We start from the raw sequence: 18,872 nt of genomic DNA, 5'->3' as shown, positions 1-18,872 counted from the left end.
CACGAGGGCGTGCCTGGCTACGTAACTTTCTTTCGCCATGTTGAAGCTCAGACACAAAAAAATCCGATATTGGTAACAATATCGGATTCTTATTGTGGTCCGCTTAGAACTGATAACTGTAACTTAACATTGCAGAGCGAGGCGCACCTGGAGAATAGGATTTGTCCCCACCGGTATCCTTCTCTACTTCCACCGCATAGCGTTTATCAAACAGGTTCTGGATATTCAGGCTGATATCATGGGGCCCTTCGCTGTAGCTCAGGTTAAAGCTGGTGACAAAATCATAGCCACCGTATTTTTCTGTATTCGCATTATCCAGATAGTACTCACCCCAGGAATCCGATTGGATACGTGCTTTCAGCCCTGAAGGGTGTTCGTAAGTGGCATTGATGCTGAAATAGTGCTCAGGAATATAAGGTAGCTGATTACCGCTCCGGTCAAAGTTTGTCGGCGGCCCCATGCCATACACAATTTCCGAAAACTCAGAGTAGGAATAGTTGCTATAGGCGTAGCTACCACCCAGCATCAGTTTACCCGGTAGTGTGTTCTCAAGGACCTGGAAAGCACCACTCAGCTCTACGCCTTTTTTATCTGTACCGCCGGCATTCTGATAGATATTCTCACCGTTGGTACGTACCCGAATGATTTCGTCTTCAACTTCGCTTACATAAGCGTTCAGATCAAACTGCCAGTGCTGCGCACGACCTTTTAAACCAAACTCAACGCTGCGGCTGGTAGCGCTTTTCAGGTCATTATTACTTTCCAGTTCACTGGCAAACGGCACCTGTTCACCCTGAGCGATATTACCGAATAGCGACAAGTTTTTATTCAGCTTATAGGTCACGCCAATTCTCGGCGAAAACAGATCAAAGCTATGCTTCATTTCTGTATTGCCACCACTGCCCACCGATGTCACGTAGCCCCCCATACCGTAGTTATATGAGGTGTCACTGTTCCAGGTATTCTGCTCAATGGTGATATGGTCAAATCGAAAGCCGGCATCAACAATCCAGTCTTCCGATGGTCTCAGGCTCTCCTGCATAAAGAAACCATGCACCGTGTTGATCTCATCCTGTACTTCCAGCAGATCGCCTTTACGATCAGACAAGGTGGCAGTGATTGTCGGCCCTGCAGTTGTGATGTCCGCATAAGCATACTTCTTCGCACCGATATTTCGATCTTGCCGGTAGGTGATACCGGCAACCAGGCTATCTTCACCGACCAAACTATGGGCATACTCAAACTCAAGATCGGTGCCCCAGATATCAACCCCAGGCGTATCATTAATCACACCGGTCACCGGGTGGAAATGGCTCCAGTGGTTGTAGTAAACCCTCGGTTTCAAAGTCAGCTCACCCAACTCAACATTAAGTCGGCTGTTAAAGAAAAAAATCTCTGAGTTTCGCGCACTATGTTTAAAAGCGCTGTTGTTATCGGTCTGATTGCCGGTCCGTTTATATTCCTGAAACTGAGCTTCGCTCATATCACCGGGCAAGTTTAACTGCGCCTTTGTATAGCTAAACTCAGTCTCAAGTTCACTGTTCTCGCTCGGTAGAAAGCCGGTTTTGAAGCTGAACTGATTAGATTCGAAATCATTGTTTCGACGCCAGTCATTGTCTGATTGACGGTGCGAAGCTGTGAATGCGAACGCATTCCCCTCTTCGGTCATATAGGATTTACGGGCATGCAGATTACGGTTGCCATACTCGCCTAGCCCAAAGCGTAACTGGTCTCGGCGATCATCAAATACCGACTTTGATAAAATATGGATCGCACCACCGGTAGAACCGGTCGCGTAGATATTACCGGGGCCTTTACTGATTTCGATCTGCTCAATATCCTGCGTATCGATAAAGTCCATTCGGGTAAAGCTGTCTGGATCGGTAATCGGCACACCGTCGCGCAGCAACATCACTTCACGAATCCCGTACTGGGCTTTCAAACCTGCGCCACGAATGATCATACGCGAGCTATAAGCACCGCTGGTCGATTCAACCAGCACGCCTGGCGTACCTTTGAGCGCATCGTTGATGTTATACATCTTCTCCTGCTCGATCCGCTCATGATCGATAATCGCGATACTTTCAGGGACCTCTGCCGAAGTTCGCTCTGCACGGGTTGCCGTAACGGTAATAACGTCAGGGATTACTTCCTCTGCGATCGCTATACCGGGCTGCATAGCGGCAAGAATCAGCAGTGTTAGCTTCTTTTTTTGCGGGAGGGAGATAAAGAGTTTCTGAGCAGGAATCATAGCTTTCCATCCGTATAAATTTGCGATGGAAAATACGCCAGATAAAGTGCTTCAACAATGTGACACAGTGTCGCGCGACATCCTGTCGCAGGCTAGAGGATAAGAAAATGGGAATAAAAAAAGCGGCTAGGGAGCCGCTTTTTGGTAACAAGAACGAATTATAGAGAAAGGTTACGGTTGCTCGCCTTAATAAATTCTTTCTTCAAATCTTCGTATGTGTGAACAGCCGGGAACTGCGGGAATTCAGCTATCACATTGTCCGGCGCATGGAACAGAATCCCAGATTCTGCCTGCGTCAGCATAGTCGTATCGTTATAAGAATCGCCAGCAGCAATCACTCGGTAGTTTAGCAACTGGAATGCGCGCACTGACTGACGCTTTGGATCCTTCTGACGTAGGGTATAGTCGGTAATACGACCTTCTTCATTAACTTCCAGCTTGTGACACAGCAACGTTGGGAAACCCAACTGGCGCATCAGTGGCTGAGAGAACTCATAGAAAGTATCGGAAAGAATAACCACCTGGAAACGCTCGCGTAGCCAGTTAACAAACTCAACAGCACCTTCAAGCGGCTCTAGTTTGCTGATCGTTTCCTGAATCTGAGGCAGTTTCAAACCATGCTCATCAAGAATGCGTAGACGTTGCTGCATCAGCTCGTCATAACAAGGAATATCACGTGTGGTCGCTTTTAGTTCTTCAATACCAGTTTCTTCTGCAAAAGCGATCCAGATTTCAGGGATCAATACCCCTTCAAGGTCAAGACATGCGAGTTCCACGCGTAACTCCTAATATATTTGTTGGTGTGCTTTATTATTACCGTTTATACGGCTTTTAGTTGGCGCCAATGTAACGTCTATAGCGTCACCATGCAAGAAACTGAAGACAAAAAGAAACCCGCTCAGTGGCGGGTTCCCATAAAAGCAAAAGCCACCTGATAAGGTGGCTTTTTATATTCTCGGTCAGATATCTTTTGGCTGAACAGGGATAGCCTGCTTCATTCCGGTAAGTACATTGCGCTGATGAAGTTCTTCATCAGATGCACCTACACCGCCATCTGCCTTGGCGTTTTCGAAGTAGCATAGTGTTGGCTGATGCTCGTCAGCTTCTTTCTCGTCCAGTTGAACGTAAGAAGCAATGATCAGCAGATCACCTTTGCTTGCTTTGTGCGCTGCCGCACCGTTAACAGAGATAATGCCACTGTTTTCTTCGGCACGAATTGCATAAGTACTGAATCGTTCACCGTTGTTGATGTTGTAGATATGAATTAATTCATATTCACGAATGCCTGACTTATCAAGCAGTACACCATCAATTGCACATGAACCTTCATAGTGTAGCTCTGCGTGAGTTACGGTTACTCGGTGTAGCTTACACTTCAAGAATGTCTGCAGCATAGACTAAAATCCTGCGTTTGCTCATCTGTACCAGATTGCTCTGGTTTCCCCCTTTAGCCATCATTGGCCTTACGGCCCAATGCGGCATATCAACGCCACGTTTTCTACGGCTAGACCGCCCGACTGTCCGTCGGTAAAACATGCTTTCTTTCTATACTGGCATCTCAACCAGTTTGTTGCGGCGCACATATTACTAAAATTCGTCAGAAAAATTAACTGATCATTCAGAAATTTGTATATACACGATGCAAAGGGCGGCTATTCTACCACCATTCGACGAAAATTTAAGAGGGAATATACTTATTATTGATAACAATAAGCACCAAGATTTGTAGCATTTATGACCAATTTTCATAGATGAAATTGAGCTGTGTTCATAATCACTTTAACTTTACTCACTCCCTTTCTTAACTAATTGATTTACAATAGGCATCTTTCATATTTTCAGCTGTAGATCAGGTAGATTGCTGTGACCGATAAAACGCTAACCGATATTCTTTCCGAAAGCCTCAAACAACGTATCATGATCCTTGATGGCGGTATGGGCACAATGATCCAGGATTACAAACTGGAGGAAGCGGATTACCGTGGTGAGCGTTTCGCTGACTGGCATATCGAGGTTAAAGGTAACAACGACCTGTTGGTACTGACCAAACCTGAGATTATTAAGGCGATTCATAAAGAGTACCTGGAAGCAGGTGCTGATATTATCGAGACCAACACCTTCAACGCGACCCAGATCGCTATGGCTGATTACGAGATGGAATCGTTAAGCCGTGAGATCAACGTTGAAGCCGCTCGTCTGGCGCGTGAGGCCTGTGATGAAATTACGGCACAGACGCCTGACCGCCCACGTTATGTAGCCGGTGTACTGGGCCCAACCAACCGAACCTGTTCTATCTCACCTGATGTAAACGATCCGTCTTTCCGTAACGTATCGTTTAACGATCTGGTAGAAGCCTACACCGAATCGATTGATGGTCTGGTCGAAGGTGGCTCTGACATCATCCTGATCGAAACGATCTTCGACACGCTGAATGCAAAAGCCGCGATCTATGCGGTTGAAACTTATTTTGACGACAACGACATCCGTCTGCCGGTGATGATCTCCGGTACGATTACCGATGCTTCGGGTCGTACACTGTCCGGACAGACAACTGAAGCGTTCTGGAACTCAGTTCGCCATGCTAAACCGATCTCTGTGGGTCTGAACTGTGCTCTGGGCCCGAAAGAGCTGCGCCAGTATGTTGAAGAACTATCACGGATCTCTGAAACTTTTGTCTCTACCCACCCGAACGCGGGTCTGCCTAATGCCTTTGGTGGTTACGACGAAACACCAGAACAGATGGCTACCGAGATCTCTGAATGGGCACAGTCAGGCTTCCTGAATATTATCGGTGGTTGCTGTGGTACCACACCTGCGCATATTAAAGCGATGCGTGAAGCGGTTGAGAACGAAGCGCCACGCGCCTTGCCTCAGCTTCCGGTAGAAAGCCGTTTGTCCGGTCTTGAACCGATGAATATCGGCGAAGATACCCTGTTTGTTAACGTCGGTGAGCGTACCAACGTAACCGGCTCAGCGATGTTCAAGCGTCTGATCAAAGAGCAGGATTACGAAACGGCTCTGGATGTGGCCCGCCAGCAGGTTGAAAACGGTGCTCAGATCATCGATATCAACATGGATGAAGGCATGCTGGATGCCCATGCAGCCATGGTTAAGTTCCTTAACCTGATCGCTTCTGAGCCAGATATTGCCCGCGTACCGATCATGATCGACTCTTCCAAGTGGGATGTCATCGAAGCCGGCCTGCAATGCATTCAAGGTAAAGGCATCGTTAACTCGATCAGCCTTAAAGAGGGTGAAGATAACTTTATCGAGCAGGCGAAGAAACTTCGTCGCTACGGTGCAGCGGTCGTTGTAATGGCCTTTGATGAAACCGGTCAGGCGGATACCTATGAGCGTAAGATTGAGATCTGTGAACGCTCTTACCGTGTGCTGGTTGATCAGGTTGGCTACCCACCTGAAGATATTATCTTTGACCCGAATATCTTTGCGGTAGCAACCGGTATCGAAGAGCACAACAACTATGCGGTCGACTTTATTCAGGCAACCGGCTGGATCAAACAAAACCTGCCCTACGCGAAAGTATCCGGTGGTGTATCTAACGTGTCCTTCTCATTCCGTGGTAACAACCCGGTTCGTGAAGCGATCCACTGTGTATTCCTCTACCACGCCATCAAACAGGGCATGGATATGGGTATCGTTAACGCCGGTCAGTTGGCGATCTACGATGATCTACCTGAAGAACTGCGTCTGGCAGTTGAAGATGTCATCCAGAACAGCCGTGACGATGCGACTGAACGCCTGCTGGATATCGCCGAGAAGTACCGTGGCGATGGAAGCCAGGAAGATGATACCAAAACTCAGGAATGGCGTAGCTGGGACGTTAACAAGCGCCTTGAGCATGCGCTGGTTAAGGGTATTACTGAGTTTATCGAAGACGACACCGAAGAAGCGCGTCAGAACCACGAGCGTCCACTGCATGTGATCGAAGGCCCGCTAATGGATGGTATGAGCGTAGTCGGCGACCTGTTTGGCGCCGGTAAGATGTTCCTGCCACAGGTAGTTAAGTCGGCTCGTGTAATGAAAAAGGCCGTTGCTTACCTGATGCCGTTTATCGAAGAAGAGAAAGATGGTACCAGCCAGTCTAACGGTAAGATCGTACTGGCTACCGTAAAGGGTGACGTACACGATATCGGTAAGAACATCGTTGGTGTAGTGCTGCAGTGTAACAACTACGAGATCATCGATCTGGGCGTAATGGTCCCGGCGGAAACGATCTTGCGTACCGCTCGTGAAGAGAATGCTGACCTGATCGGCCTTTCTGGCCTGATCACCCCTTCTCTGGATGAGATGGTCCATATGGCCAAAGAGATGGAGCGTCAGGAATTCAACATTCCACTGCTGATCGGTGGTGCAACGACCTCTAAAGCACATACTGCGGTGAAGATTGATCCGGCATTCAACCGCGATCAGGTCGTACATGTGACTAACGCTTCCCGTGCCGTTAACGTCGCCTCTTCCCTACTCGGCGGTAAGAAGGCTGACTACGTAAAAGAGATTCAGGAAGAGTATCAGGCGGTTCGTGAACGTCATGCTGCACGTATGAACGATAAGCGCCGTGTCACTCTGGATGCAGCGCGTGAAAACAAATTCCAGATCGAGTGGGATGAGTACACGCCACCAGCACCATTGCAACCGGGCATCCATGTATTTGACGATATTTCACTGAATGATATTCAGGAATACTTCGACTGGACGCCGTTCTTCCACTCTTGGGAGCTGGCGGGTCGTTATCCACGCATCCTGACTGACGAAGTAATTGGTGAAGAAGCCACTAAGCTCTTCAATGACGCTCAGGCAATGCTGAAAGATCTGGTTGATCAGAAACTCCTGACTGCCAAAGCGGTCGTCGGTATCTTCCCTGCAAATACCATTGGTCACGATGATATTGAGCTATACACGGATGAAAACCGTTCTGACGTTCTGATGCAGTTGCATCACCTGCGTCAGCAGACGGAGAAAGTCGCAGGCAAAGCAAACATGTGTCTGGCTGACTTTGTTGCGCCGAAAGAGAGCGGCAAACAGGATTACCTGGGGGCATTCGCGGTAACTGCTGGTCACGGTTGTGACGAGCTGGTAGCGAAATATGAAGCGGATCATGACGACTACAACTCGATCATGGTTAAAGCTCTGGCTGACCGCTTTGCAGAAGCCCTTGCTGAGATGATGCACGATAAAGTGCGTAAAGAGATCTGGGGTTATGGCGCTGCAGAGCAGTTAAGCAATGATGATCTGATCGCTGAGAAGTACAAAGGGATCCGCCCTGCTCCAGGTTACCCAGCATGCCCAGAACATACTGAGAAAGGTCTGCTTTGGGAACTACTGGATGTAGAGGAGAACACGGGCATGACCCTGACCGATGCTTACGCGATGCTGCCAACAGCAGCGGTAAGCGGCTTCTACTTCAGTCATCCTGAATCACAATACTTCGGTGTAGCGAAGATCAGTGAAGACCAGGTAGAAAGCTACGCCAAGCGTAAAGGCATGGAAATGAAAGAAGCTGAACGTTGGCTGGCGCCTAATCTGGGTTACGAACCGGAGGAAGGGTAACGTCCTCGGTTGTAGCCAGGACGGCTGCACCTAGAGAGCACTTCGGTTATAGGACGCCTACGGCTAGAGAACGCCACTACGTGGCTGCTAGGAAAAACAAAAAACCGAACCTTTTGGGTTCGGTTTTTTTCTTAATGGCCTTCATATAATATCCCCTTACATTGAACAACAAAGAACACTCCGGCGTGCAGATCTCTTCAATACGATTGGAGCTGGCACCTTTTCCCACTTTATACGTGACGCAATAATGTCTGACTTAACAGTAGTAACACATAGCGGCAATTTTCATGCAGATGATGTATTCAGTATCGCTGCACTCAGAACTGTATTTCCCTCTTTGAAACTGATCCGCACCCGTGATCAAGAGCTTATTAGCAAGGCCGATATTGTCGTTGATGTGGGTGGTGAATACGATCCAGCTACAGGAAGATTTGATCATCACCAACGTGGCGGTGCTGGTGAGCGTGACAACGGCATTCCCTACTCTTCATTTGGCCTAATTTGGCAGAAGTATGGTGTTGAGATTTGCCAGGGAAATACAGACGTTGCTAAAGCAGTAGATGCCGATCTGGTATCAGCGATTGATGCGATCGACTGTGGCTATGGTGACGGTGTTGCGAAAGGCGTTAGCCTTAGCCAAACAATCTCTATGTTTAATCCCACATGGCAAGAGGAAACCCATTTCGATGAGGCTTTCAACGAAGCCATTGCGTTCGCATCTCATGTATTAAACCGTTTTATAGCTTCGGCGGACGGTGGTATTAGTGCCAGGGATATCGTCGCTCAGGCGATAAAAAAAGCAGAAGATCCTCGCGTGGTTGTTTTAGAACAATACACCCCATGGAAAAGAACCGTACATGCCCTGTCCAAAGAAGCTTTGTACATTGTTTATCCATCCGATACGGGTCAGTGGCGTATTCAGGCGGTACCTGTAAAACTAGGCTCGTTTGAAGACAAAAAGTCATTGCCCGCTGCCTGGGCAGGTTTATCAGGTAAAGCCCTTCAGGATGAAACCGGGATCAGTGATGCTATGTTTTGCCATAACGGCTTATTTATTGCCGGCTGCGACTCTTATGAAAGCACAATGAAAATGGCGAAATTAGCTCTGGCGGAATAGATGATAAAGGGGAACTGACCTATTGTAGTCAGTTCCTGCCCCCCATTGAGTTAAGACCCTCAATATCAAGCTAGTTAGACTGATTATTCAGAAGCTTTTTAAGCAACGTATTTTTTGAACTGTTTTTCCATAGGCTATCGTGTTTCTGTGACTAGCCGTTGCCATAATACACTTTATTCCTAGCATATAACCTAGGAAGCCACCGGTAACCCAATTTTCCTTCCTTTTGATGTACACTCAGCTCTCCGCCGATAGATGAGGCTTTATATATATCAAAATCTACTCTAATTTCTTGCCTCTGATTATTACCATCCCAACCTTCTGTATGAAGGTAATATTTTTGGCTATTATTAGTTCCACTTTCTCTTTTGCTCAAAATTTTAACATAGAAAACTTCAACTTTAGATTCATCATATACGCGGTTAATATGTTCAAGCTGGGTGTATGACATTAGAAATGAGCCAATCCCCCCTATTAAAATAACCTCTGACAACACTAAGTGAAATCCTGGTTTTTTTCCTAACGTCAATATCGTCAATATAGCTAATATTAGAACCCCTACACTTCCAAAAATAAATGTATGAAGATATAACCAAAATGGTTCAACTAGTATGTTTTCATGTGCCGAAGGCATTGAAAAATGCTGAACAGAACCAACAATTACCAATGCAAAACTAACACCTAATAACAAACCTGAAATATATTTTTTGAATTTCTTCCAAAAGGAGTTTAAACATATGGGCTGTTTATGAATTTCTTCGGCCAATTGTTCTAGTAAGGGAATTAGTTTTGGAGCCAACTCTTGGACATCATGCTGCTCAAACTGACCATGAGTTCCGAACTCCACCCAGAGGCAGCCTGCACCATGTCTAATTTTCTCAACGAATAACTTATTTCCGTCAGGGCAAGCAAAAATATCTAGAATTAAAGAGGTAAGCTTAGGGCAATCGGATAGTTTCTTAAGTAAGCTGATATTATCAGAGACTATAAAAACTAGATCATCAAACTTTGAATCACCAACTTTATATTTATAAGTAAGGCCTACCCACCTAAAAAGCCTATCCTCTAAGCTTTCTCTTTTAAAGGCATAGTCATAGCCTTCATTGGCTTTGATGCCAAACAAAGCACCTGTATATTTAGTTCCTTTACTAGAGCTCAATATTTTAAACTTATATAACGTATCCTCAAATTTATGAAATTTCCCCTCCCACAGCGAGGTTAGTTGACCAAAAGCGAATAAAGCTGACAAACAAAATACGGTAAAGACCCCAAAGTAAAACAACATAATTCACGTTCCATCGAATTATTAAAGAGTTATATCAACTTACTGACTATTACATATAAGGAAATTAAGCCCTTCGATCCATACTTGAGAAAACTCTAGCTAAGCTTAATCGCAGCTTTCAGCTTTATCGTATTACACTACCTTGCTCACCATCAGATAAAATATCCCAACCACCCCGATAAACGCCGGAACTCCTAAACTATACCAACAAAGCATCAAGCGCTTTATTCGAGCCAAATCGGGCTGTTCTGTTTCCAGTAACTTCGAGACTTTAATCTGAATAAACACTACAGGAAGCCAGCAAGCCCCGACCAGCAGAAAGAGGCAAATACTCCAGAATAGCCAGGTTTGCTGCCAACTGAACCCAGCTATATACATCATGGCAAATCCGGTTAAGGGTTGAATAATGACTGCAGGGGTTGTGAACACCCAATCCGCAAGCACTACATTCTTCGCTACGATTCTGAAGGTATTAAGATCACCACTTAGTTGGGCACGCCACATATAGAAAGCAGTACCTAAGCCAGTACCGAAGAGGATTGTAGATGACAATATATGGACTAGTTTCAGGGTCATGTAATCCATTAGCGAGGATTCCTCATCACCATATAGACCATGATAAGCGGTGCAACCGCAAGGTTTTTTAAAAGCCCACCTAAAGGGTCTAACCATAGTTCAGGGGCCATCATCCCCAACAAGACACTATAGCCAACGGTGCTGAATAACATCAGCCACAGAGTAACCCGTTCTTTGAATCGGAATATCAGCATTAAGCCAAGAACAAGATCTAAAATGCTGGTTAACATTACCAGTCCAGAATGAGCAGCGGCAGGGAAACCGACAGCAGAGAGGATCGGCGCAAATTGACCTTGAGTCGCGGAGAATCCAGAAACTGCAGACAGCAACCAGATTACACTTAGCAGAAACCAGATAATTGGCTGAAGCAGAAACAGTTTCGCATGCCAACGATCCTGAACAAAGCTGGGCTGATATTGCATAGCTTCAATAACATCGACAGCTTTATGTGTGAATTGCTTTTGCGGCTTGGGATCATTAACCACATTACCACTTTCCAAAAGCGTCAATACAGTTTGATTCAACGGCCCTGCTTTAAACCGCTCTCCAATAAGGCATGCTGACTTAACAAGCAGTAACGGTGCAGAAAAAATAAATCTTGTTCGAATCTGCAGCCATCCTCTTAATCCAACCATATAGTCCTTAATTGAGATTGCTTCAGGACCACCCAATTCGATAATACCTTGTAGTGATCGTTCGATGCCTTCTAGTACTAGTATGGCGAGATCTTCTAACAGAATAGGCTGAATCTGTTGTTGACCAGATCCAGGAATAAACAAAGCCTCTGGAAACGCAGCCAACCCGCGTAGCATAGAACTACCGCCATAAGAGCCTCGCAGAGAAACAACAACAGAAGGCCTTAAAACAAGAGCAGTGGGAAGAAGCTTAAGCAACTTTTCATCAAAACGATGTTTACTTGCAATAAAGTCAGCATCATCTGAATCACCCAGCGCCGATATTTGAACAAAGCAACGAATGTCTTTGTCCTTACATGCTTGCGCTATAGCTAAGGGTGCTTTTTCATGAATAGTGTCAAACTCGCCTGATCGGCTTTCACGTAGAATACCGGCACAGTTGATAACGCCATCCACCCCATCCAATATCCCTGACCAATCTGAAGAACATAAGCTCTGTTGAAAATCCTGATGAACGTATTCTATATTCAACCTTGAGGCTGTGGCGTGTACTGACCGACCAACGGCCACAACATGATGCCCTTGCGTCAGCAGATTTTCAGTTATCACGCTGCCAATAAAGCCATTCGCGCCGGTAACCAAGAACTTCATATAAATCCATTTACTTTTGCTTGATATCAGTTAAAAGCTTAAACAAATGTGAACTTAAGAGGAAGATACGTAAGGATAAACAGGCACTAGAAAATCTGTTTTCTATTCGCTGTATTCTGATCCAAATAGATTCACCCCGCGTAAATAGATGCTTAACCAGTCAATAGAAGCCGGTGATGCATGAAAACCACTCCTGATTCATCAACTACCCATAAACCGACCAACTCCAATAACAGGCTTCCATGCAGAGGTTGTCGAAAAACCTGTAAACACTACCTCACTTGTGAGGGAAAACCATGGAGACTCACAAAGGTTTACTCATGAATGCTTATGTTAAGCCTTGATCGATAAATCTGAAGTTAGTTTAGTTGCTCAGGTAAACCCACACTGACAGGAAATAGTATGAAGTCGCTCGTCATTGTAGCCCACGGTAGTAGACGTGAGCGTTCGAACAAAGAGGTACTTGAGTTAATCGATTCGCTTCAGCCTAAAATTAAAGATGAATACCCAATTATCGAGAGCTCATTTCTAGAGTTAGCTAGCCCATCGATAGAGGAAGCAATAGAAAAGTGCATTCAACAAGGGTCTACCGACATTAAAGTACTTCCCTATTTTTTATCCGCTGGTAAACATGTTCATGAAGATATCCCTCAAGAGGTAGAGAGGGCAGTTATGAGCAATAAACAGATCAGCGTAGAAGTGCTGCCTCATCTGGGAAGCTCACTGATGATGCTTGGATTACTAGAAACGGTAGTTATGTCACACGACAAAGCAGAATGCGCTATCGCTAGCTAGAACGTGCTCAACTAATAACCGATTGATCAAATTTACTGGATCAAAGCCGTTAAAACTTAGCTAAGTTTTTTTAACTGGCTTTGCTGCCAATTTCACCTGATTACGCCCTTGTTTCTTGGCCTCATATAACGCTTGATCTGCTAACTCAATCAACGAATCAGGCCCCTGTGTATCAGGACATGTAGTCGCTACGCCCACACTGATAGTCACGTGATCCGCAACGACTGAATTACAGTGAGGTATTTTTAATGACGCAACGGCAACACAGATTTGGCCTGCGACGGCCATAGCCCCCTCTTCGTCCGTATCAGGCAGGACAACGATAAACTCCTCTCCACCATATCGGGCAACCAGGTCAGCGGGACGCTGAATCTGCTCACGTACTGTCTTGGCCAGCATGACTAGGCAATCATCACCGGATTGATGCCCGTAGGTGTCATTGAACGTTTTAAAATAATCTACATCAAACATGACGATAGATAACGGGTTCTGCTCACGACGTAAACGTAACCATGTTCGCGCAAGATAAGTATCGAAACAGCGCCGGTTTGCCAATCCTGTCAAACCATCAGAATCCACGAGTTTCTTAAGTTCTTCATTTAGCTCTTCCAACTGAGCGGTTCTTTCAGCAACCTTCTCTTCTAACGAGTGGGTATACTCCTGAACCTGCTCATAAAGCCCAGCATTTTCAATGGCAACCGTTGCCTGATCTGTGAGTAAGGACACGACTTCAAGGCGGGATTCGGTAAATACATCGGTACTCAGGTTGTTTTCCATATAAACAACCCCCTGAATATTCCCCCTCTGTAACGGTACACAAAAGATAGAACCCGGCTTTTGGTGAACCATATATGGATCATCCATAAAGGGGCTGTCATTGCTCGCATCGTTCAGAATCAGCGAACTGCTGGTTCGAAGAACATGACTGATAACGGTTATTGGTAGATTCGTCACTAAGCCCCGTTCCGGGCTTTCAGTTTGTGACTTCGGTTGATCTGCATTTTTTAGCTGCAGAACTTTTAATGTGGCAGCCTTGTCGACGAAGACAGGTAGTGAACCGCTTTGAGCCTCAACAGAGAATTGCTCGCCGTCATTAACAACGAAACACCCCCATTGAGCACCTGCATTTTCGAGCAAGATATCCAAAATAGTCTGAATTAAGCGCGAGAAAATCATCTCCCTTGAGATCGCTCTGGAGGCCTTCATAACCGAAGCCAAATCCAGGTTTTTGCTATCAATTCCACCATACCCCAACTGCTCATTCTGATCTAAGCGACCTCTTGATAGCTCTTGCAGAACCGGGAATTCTTTTTCCAAGGCTTCCGTTTTACGCAAAGCCCCCCATCGTTTGTAGGCATGATGCGCAGAACGCAAGTAACCTTCTGCACCACGAGACATTCCAACATCTAACAAATGGCGAGCAGCCCTTTCACAAGCGACCGCCTCATCCCGAATAAATCCATTCGCCACAGCGGCATTAATCGCAGCTTCATATTGATTTAGGTGGGCCTCTTTCGGTTTGACCAGACAAGCCAGCTCCGCTTCCATGAGGTATTGTAAATGAAGGAAATTATCCGGGCAGTTATTAGCCCAGTGCCGCATTCTCTGTAGATCTTTTTTGAGCCGACTCAGGGTCCTGTCCTGTTCTTCAGGGGACTCTATTTCAGAATATGTTGTTGCCCGAGTTAAAAAAGCGACAATATAAAACCGCGCCAGTTGCGGCAAAGACATTGAGGACTTAATCAGCTTGTCCTGTTCTATTACATGCAGCAAAGCTTTATCGTAACTCCCATTTAAGAAGCAAGCTTCGGCCTTATAGATATGATAGTTAGCAATGCCCGTAATGAATTTGCGCTGGCGCATTCCCTCAAGGCATTCCTGCTCGTTAAATGACTGATTACTCAGAGATTCGGAATTATCGGTCTGCCCCATAAAGTTATTGAGCAATTGCAGATACAACGTGGCCGAATCGATTGAGTCCTGATAGCCCGTTTCTCGGACGATCTGAAGATTATCCGCATGCTGAGTTAACATGCTGGGTATATCCAGAGTCGGATCCCAGATGACACAATCCTGAGCACTGTAGGCAAGATATAAGAGATCACCCGACTGATAACCGTATTTAATCCCTTTCCTAAACCAGGGAGTCAAAGTGCTCCAGTGTTCGCTCCAATGATGAACAAACATTGCATAAACGTAAGTAACACGGGTCTTTAATTCAATGTCATCATGACGCTCATTAATCTCTACACCCAGCTTACCAAACTGGTAACCCAACGCCTGTTCATCCAATTCACCACAGAGCAGCATACCGAACGCGGCATAAGCAAATGCCGATTCAGGTGAATTGCCATGGCGCATCGACAAGTTAACGGCTTTAAGCACGATGTAAGGCAAGATATTTCCATTGCCCGAGAGAAAGGCCGCCGGAAATATTTCCATCAACAACCTAATAGCAATCAGTACGCTTTCATCTTTAAGGTCGTGAAGATCGGCCAATGAGGCAACAGAGCGACCTTCCAGGCATTCATCAACAGCACGCCTTTCGGTAGCGATATCCTCCAGCGTCGGCTCAGCGCTTGCATCAAAACCAAGTAGCTGTAAGCCCCAAATCGCTGAGGTGATTGAATCTTCCATCTTGCCGAGCGTCGCATACTGGCGGGTACGAATCGCCAGAAATTTAGCCCGAATGAAGTCACTCTCAGACTGCTCAAGCATAAGATCCATTAGCCTTTCCGATTCATCCAACCGCGCGGTCAGGTATGCGCATTGCTGGAGCTCAATGGTCAGATCCAACGCTAATGAGTAATGCTCACTCCAGGCATTGTTCGGCAATAATGATTCGCCAATCGTTAACAAACTCATGGCTGTTTCATAGGCTGCGGTTCGACGAGCATGCTTGCCCGCCTCTAGATTGAGGCGGATTAGATTTAAACGCTCTTGCTGATCGGTAATGATTGACCTAGCGATATTAAGGTGTCCGGCAATATCGACTAGACGCTCCTTTAACTGCGCCTCCGGGGTGTGCCGTAACATCAACTGTCCGATAGTTTTATGAACGTTTTTTGTTTCAGCGCTATCAATCAGGGAATAAGCCGCCTGCTGGACCCGGTCATGGAGAAATTGATAGGAAGGATTAAAAGATGCAGTGCTACTCAGACCCGTTTCATCAGTGATAGCACTACTTAACAGCTTATAGTCTGAATCCAGCGGAATAATCAGATGGTGTTTAAGCGCAGGAAACAACTCACGTGCGGTGGCACTTGCGGAGCGTTTATAAATGACAGCAAGGGTGTTCAGATCAAAACTCCCCCCGATACAAGCAGCTAACTGCAGCACTTTTTGGGTTGAGCCGGGTAACTTTCGTAAATTATCCGCCATAAATTCGACAATATCGTCGGACAGATCTGACCACATAACCGAATCAAGTTTCCATTGCCACTCTTTGGCTGTCAGGTCTTTATAAATAGCCCCTTCTTCATGCAATTTTTTGATCAGTTCAAGGGTAAAAAAAGGATTGCCTTGGGCCTTATTAAAGAGACGGTCACTCAACGTCTTAACATGTGACTCACTTGAACACAGGGCATCAGCAACCAAAGCATTTACCGCCCCATAGTTCAGCGGTTTAATAGGCAGATCAGCAATTTCCTTGAACTGAGCTATTTCATTCAGGGTAAGTGACAAAGGGTGGCCTGGACCCACTTCATTGCTTCGATACGCGCCAATTAACATGAAATGGCGGATCTCCCTAGATGTCACAAGTCGCTTTAAGAACTCTAGCGTTGCCGTATCACTCCACTGCAAATCATCCAGAAACATAACCAGAGGGTGCTCTGGTCGGGAGAAAACACTCAGAAAGCTAATCAGAACTAATTGAAAACGATTACGTGCCTCAACCGGTGGCAGATGGATAACATCTGGCTGCTTGCCAAGAATAAGTTCAAGTTCTGGCACCAGATCAATAATCAACTGAGCATTGGGACTTAATACCTCTTGTAACTTTTCTTGCCAGGATTGCAGTTGATCTTTTGGCGCTATAAGGGTTTGCTGTATTAAACCACGTAGCGCATTGGCAATACCTGAATATGCATTGCCTTGATTAAATTGATCAAACTTACCCTGAATCAGAAACCCATGCTCTCCAACCAATCTTTGCCCGATATCTTTGACTAAGGCTGACTTACCTATTCCTGAGTAACCATGCACCATGCAAAGCTCGATTTCTCCATCCAGAATAGCCTCAAAGCGAGACATCAATTCTGTCCGTTCTGTGTCTCTTCCATAGAGGTTTTGCGGCAGAAGGAAAACCTGTGAAACATCATGCTGCCCGGGCTCAAACGGCTCATAAGTGGAGACACTGTCACACAATTTATCGGCACAATATTCTAAATCAGCTATAAGCCCCTGGGCACTTTGATAGCGCTCTTCTGGAGATTTCTCCAGGAGTTTAAGAATAACCGCCGATAAAGGTTCAGGAATTTCGGGATTTATATCTCTTGGATTCGGGGGTAGACGGCTAATATGCTGGTGAACCCAACCTAAAACATTATCAGCTTCAAATGGACGCTGACCGGTTACTAGCTCGAATAAGATTATACCCAGCGAGTAGTAATCCGAACGATAATCCAACTCCCGTTTCATCCTCCCGGTTTGTTCAGGGGAAATATAGGGAAGCGGCCCTTCCAACCGTTCAGATGATGAAGCCTGATGCTCTTGAGACAGTTCCGAGGCAATACCAAAACGACTGAGACGAATCGAAGCAGTGCTATCATCAAACAGAATATGTTCAGGCGTTAAGGCCTTATGCACGATACCCCGATCGTGAACAGCTTTAAGAACTTTCACTAATGAAATGGCTACAACTAATACCTTCTGTAGCCTGAGCGCTGTACCCTCTTTTCCGGCCTCTTCCTTAGCAAACATATCAATAAGGTTGCTCTGAAAGGCCTCAGTAATCAGGGCAAGATTCCCATTACCGTAACGCTCAAGACCATAAACCTTAAGGACACCCTCTATATCCTCCAGACGATTCGCAATCTCTGCCTCTCGTCTGATTTCAGCTACCTGCCGGGGCTCTGGGTACTGTGAATATAAGGTTTCAATCACTACAGGCTTATCATCAGCAGAACGGGTCGCATGGAACGCAACCCGCCCATCAGAGCCTATCTGTCCATGACTAATGATATAACCAGGGAGGTCGAGCTTTTTGAGCAAGTTATCCCCTATCTGCATTAACTCGCAATTCCAAATAACCGCTGAAAGGTGTTTTTGAAATCAGCTTGGGCCGTTTCTAAAAGGGGCTCGCCATGTCCACAAAGGACATGCTTGAAACTCATTTTGCTTAGTCGCTCAAAATCCCCAGGCTGAGGTTCATTACCCTGAATCCAGGCAGGACCAACACCTGCGGGGGTGAAAAAACCTATTTCGCGCATTTTCTCAATCGTAGCGGCATCAAAAAATTCATCAGGCTCGACCCAGTTTTGCAGAGCATCGCAAGCGATCATAATACCGCCATCACGATCTAACCTAAGAATAGCTTCCGGCCTTTTTGTCGTTTCAAAAACAAACAGGCTGCAGTTGCTCAGAGGCATTTCACCATCAATCGATAAAAGCTTATTGACCGGAGGAGCAGAGGTAGAATTTTCATCCACTCCCATATCAGGTAGTGCCCAGAAATTTACAGAATCCGTAGAGCCATTTCGTGAAGCATAACGATCGAGATAGAAACGATCGTCTAAACCATGCATATCACCAATACGAACAATATTGGCAACAGTCCCTAACTCATCAAGCTTAGCCAGACCCGCATCGTTTAACCGGACAGAATTAATCAGGGTTAAACGCCCTTCTTCCCTGACGATGACCATATTTCGACTAAATTGCCAGATAGACCCGAAAAACTCGTTTCGCATCGTACCTGTTACCATGAAGACATCTTTAAATACTTCTTTGATGTCACCGTGAGCAAGCGCTTCTGGAAAATTCATACCATCC

At 45.9% G+C, this 18,872-nt stretch carries 11 protein-coding genes; 3 read left to right on the top strand and 8 right to left on the bottom strand.

Annotation, left to right across the window (positions count from 1 at the left end; genetic code table 11):
• Window positions 1-103: 103 nt before the first annotated feature.
• The 3 genes from MED92_RS17325 to panD all read right to left on the bottom strand — a co-directional run bounded on the left by MED92_RS17325 (window position 104) and on the right by panD (window position 3,645).
• Window positions 104-2,251 (bottom strand): TonB-dependent receptor, encoded by a 2,148-nt coding sequence (locus MED92_RS17325; protein WP_007022890.1) that lies wholly within the window; start codon window positions 2,249-2,251, stop codon window positions 104-106.
• A 158-nt stretch (window positions 2,252-2,409) separates the two neighbouring features.
• Window positions 2,410-3,027: a bifunctional phosphoserine phosphatase/homoserine phosphotransferase ThrH gene (gene thrH, locus MED92_RS17320; protein ID WP_007022889.1), complete on the bottom strand. Its 618-nt coding sequence runs from the start codon at window positions 3,025-3,027 to the stop codon at window positions 2,410-2,412.
• Between the two features lie 183 nt (window positions 3,028-3,210).
• Complete coding sequence (gene panD, locus MED92_RS17315; RefSeq protein ID WP_007022888.1) at window positions 3,211-3,645, bottom strand: aspartate 1-decarboxylase; 435 nt, start codon at window positions 3,643-3,645, stop codon at window positions 3,211-3,213.
• 523 nt (window positions 3,646-4,168) lie between these two features.
• Between panD and metH the strand changes: the two genes are divergently transcribed.
• Both metH and MED92_RS17305 read left to right on the top strand, forming a co-directional pair.
• The gene (metH, locus tag MED92_RS17310) at window positions 4,169-7,819 is read left to right on the top strand and encodes a methionine synthase (RefSeq protein WP_050764255.1); all 3,651 of its coding nucleotides are present in this window, start codon (window positions 4,169-4,171) and stop codon (window positions 7,817-7,819) included.
• A 247-nt stretch (window positions 7,820-8,066) separates the two neighbouring features.
• Window positions 8,067-8,936, top strand: a complete 870-nt coding sequence (locus MED92_RS17305) for an MYG1 family protein (RefSeq protein WP_007022885.1) — start codon at window positions 8,067-8,069, stop codon at window positions 8,934-8,936.
• A gap of 151 nt (window positions 8,937-9,087) precedes the next feature.
• On the opposite strand, the gene MED92_RS17300 is transcribed toward MED92_RS17305, so the two are convergent.
• The 3 genes from MED92_RS17300 to MED92_RS17290 form a co-directional block, all read right to left on the bottom strand.
• A complete protein-coding gene (locus tag MED92_RS17300) occupies window positions 9,088-10,221 on the bottom strand; it encodes a hypothetical protein (protein ID WP_007022884.1) in 1,134 nt (377 codons plus the stop codon).
• Between the two features lie 132 nt (window positions 10,222-10,353).
• Window positions 10,354-10,806: a DUF2269 family protein gene (locus MED92_RS17295; protein ID WP_007022883.1), complete on the bottom strand. Its 453-nt coding sequence runs from the start codon at window positions 10,804-10,806 to the stop codon at window positions 10,354-10,356.
• Window positions 10,806-12,083 carry an SDR family oxidoreductase gene (locus tag MED92_RS17290; RefSeq protein ID WP_007022882.1) on the bottom strand — a complete coding sequence of 426 codons (1,278 nt, stop codon included), beginning with the start codon at window positions 12,081-12,083 and terminating at the stop codon, window positions 10,806-10,808. The genes MED92_RS17295 and MED92_RS17290 overlap by 1 nt, the downstream gene beginning before the upstream one ends.
• Before the next feature lie 402 nt (window positions 12,084-12,485).
• On the opposite strand from MED92_RS17290, the gene MED92_RS17285 reads away from it, so the two are divergent.
• Window positions 12,486-12,878: a sirohydrochlorin chelatase gene (locus tag MED92_RS17285; RefSeq protein WP_007022881.1), complete on the top strand. Its 393-nt coding sequence runs from the start codon at window positions 12,486-12,488 to the stop codon at window positions 12,876-12,878.
• A gap of 60 nt (window positions 12,879-12,938) precedes the next feature.
• On the opposite strand, the gene MED92_RS17280 is transcribed toward MED92_RS17285, so the two are convergent.
• Both MED92_RS17280 and MED92_RS17275 read right to left on the bottom strand, forming a co-directional pair.
• Window positions 12,939-18,110, bottom strand: coding sequence for a diguanylate cyclase domain-containing protein (locus MED92_RS17280; protein WP_007022880.1), 5,172 nt, complete (start codon window positions 18,108-18,110; stop codon window positions 12,939-12,941).
• Window positions 18,110-18,865 carry a hypothetical protein gene (locus MED92_RS17275; RefSeq protein WP_007022879.1) on the bottom strand — a complete coding sequence of 252 codons (756 nt, stop codon included), beginning with the start codon at window positions 18,863-18,865 and terminating at the stop codon, window positions 18,110-18,112. The genes MED92_RS17280 and MED92_RS17275 overlap by 1 nt, the downstream gene beginning before the upstream one ends.
• Window positions 18,866-18,872 lie beyond the last annotated feature (7 nt).

This window comes from Neptuniibacter caesariensis, from assembly GCF_000153345.1.
In the GTDB taxonomy this organism is placed as follows: Bacteria; Pseudomonadota; Gammaproteobacteria; order Pseudomonadales; family Balneatricaceae; genus Neptuniibacter; species Neptuniibacter caesariensis.
This window is presented reverse-complemented; position numbering and strand designations above follow the sequence as displayed.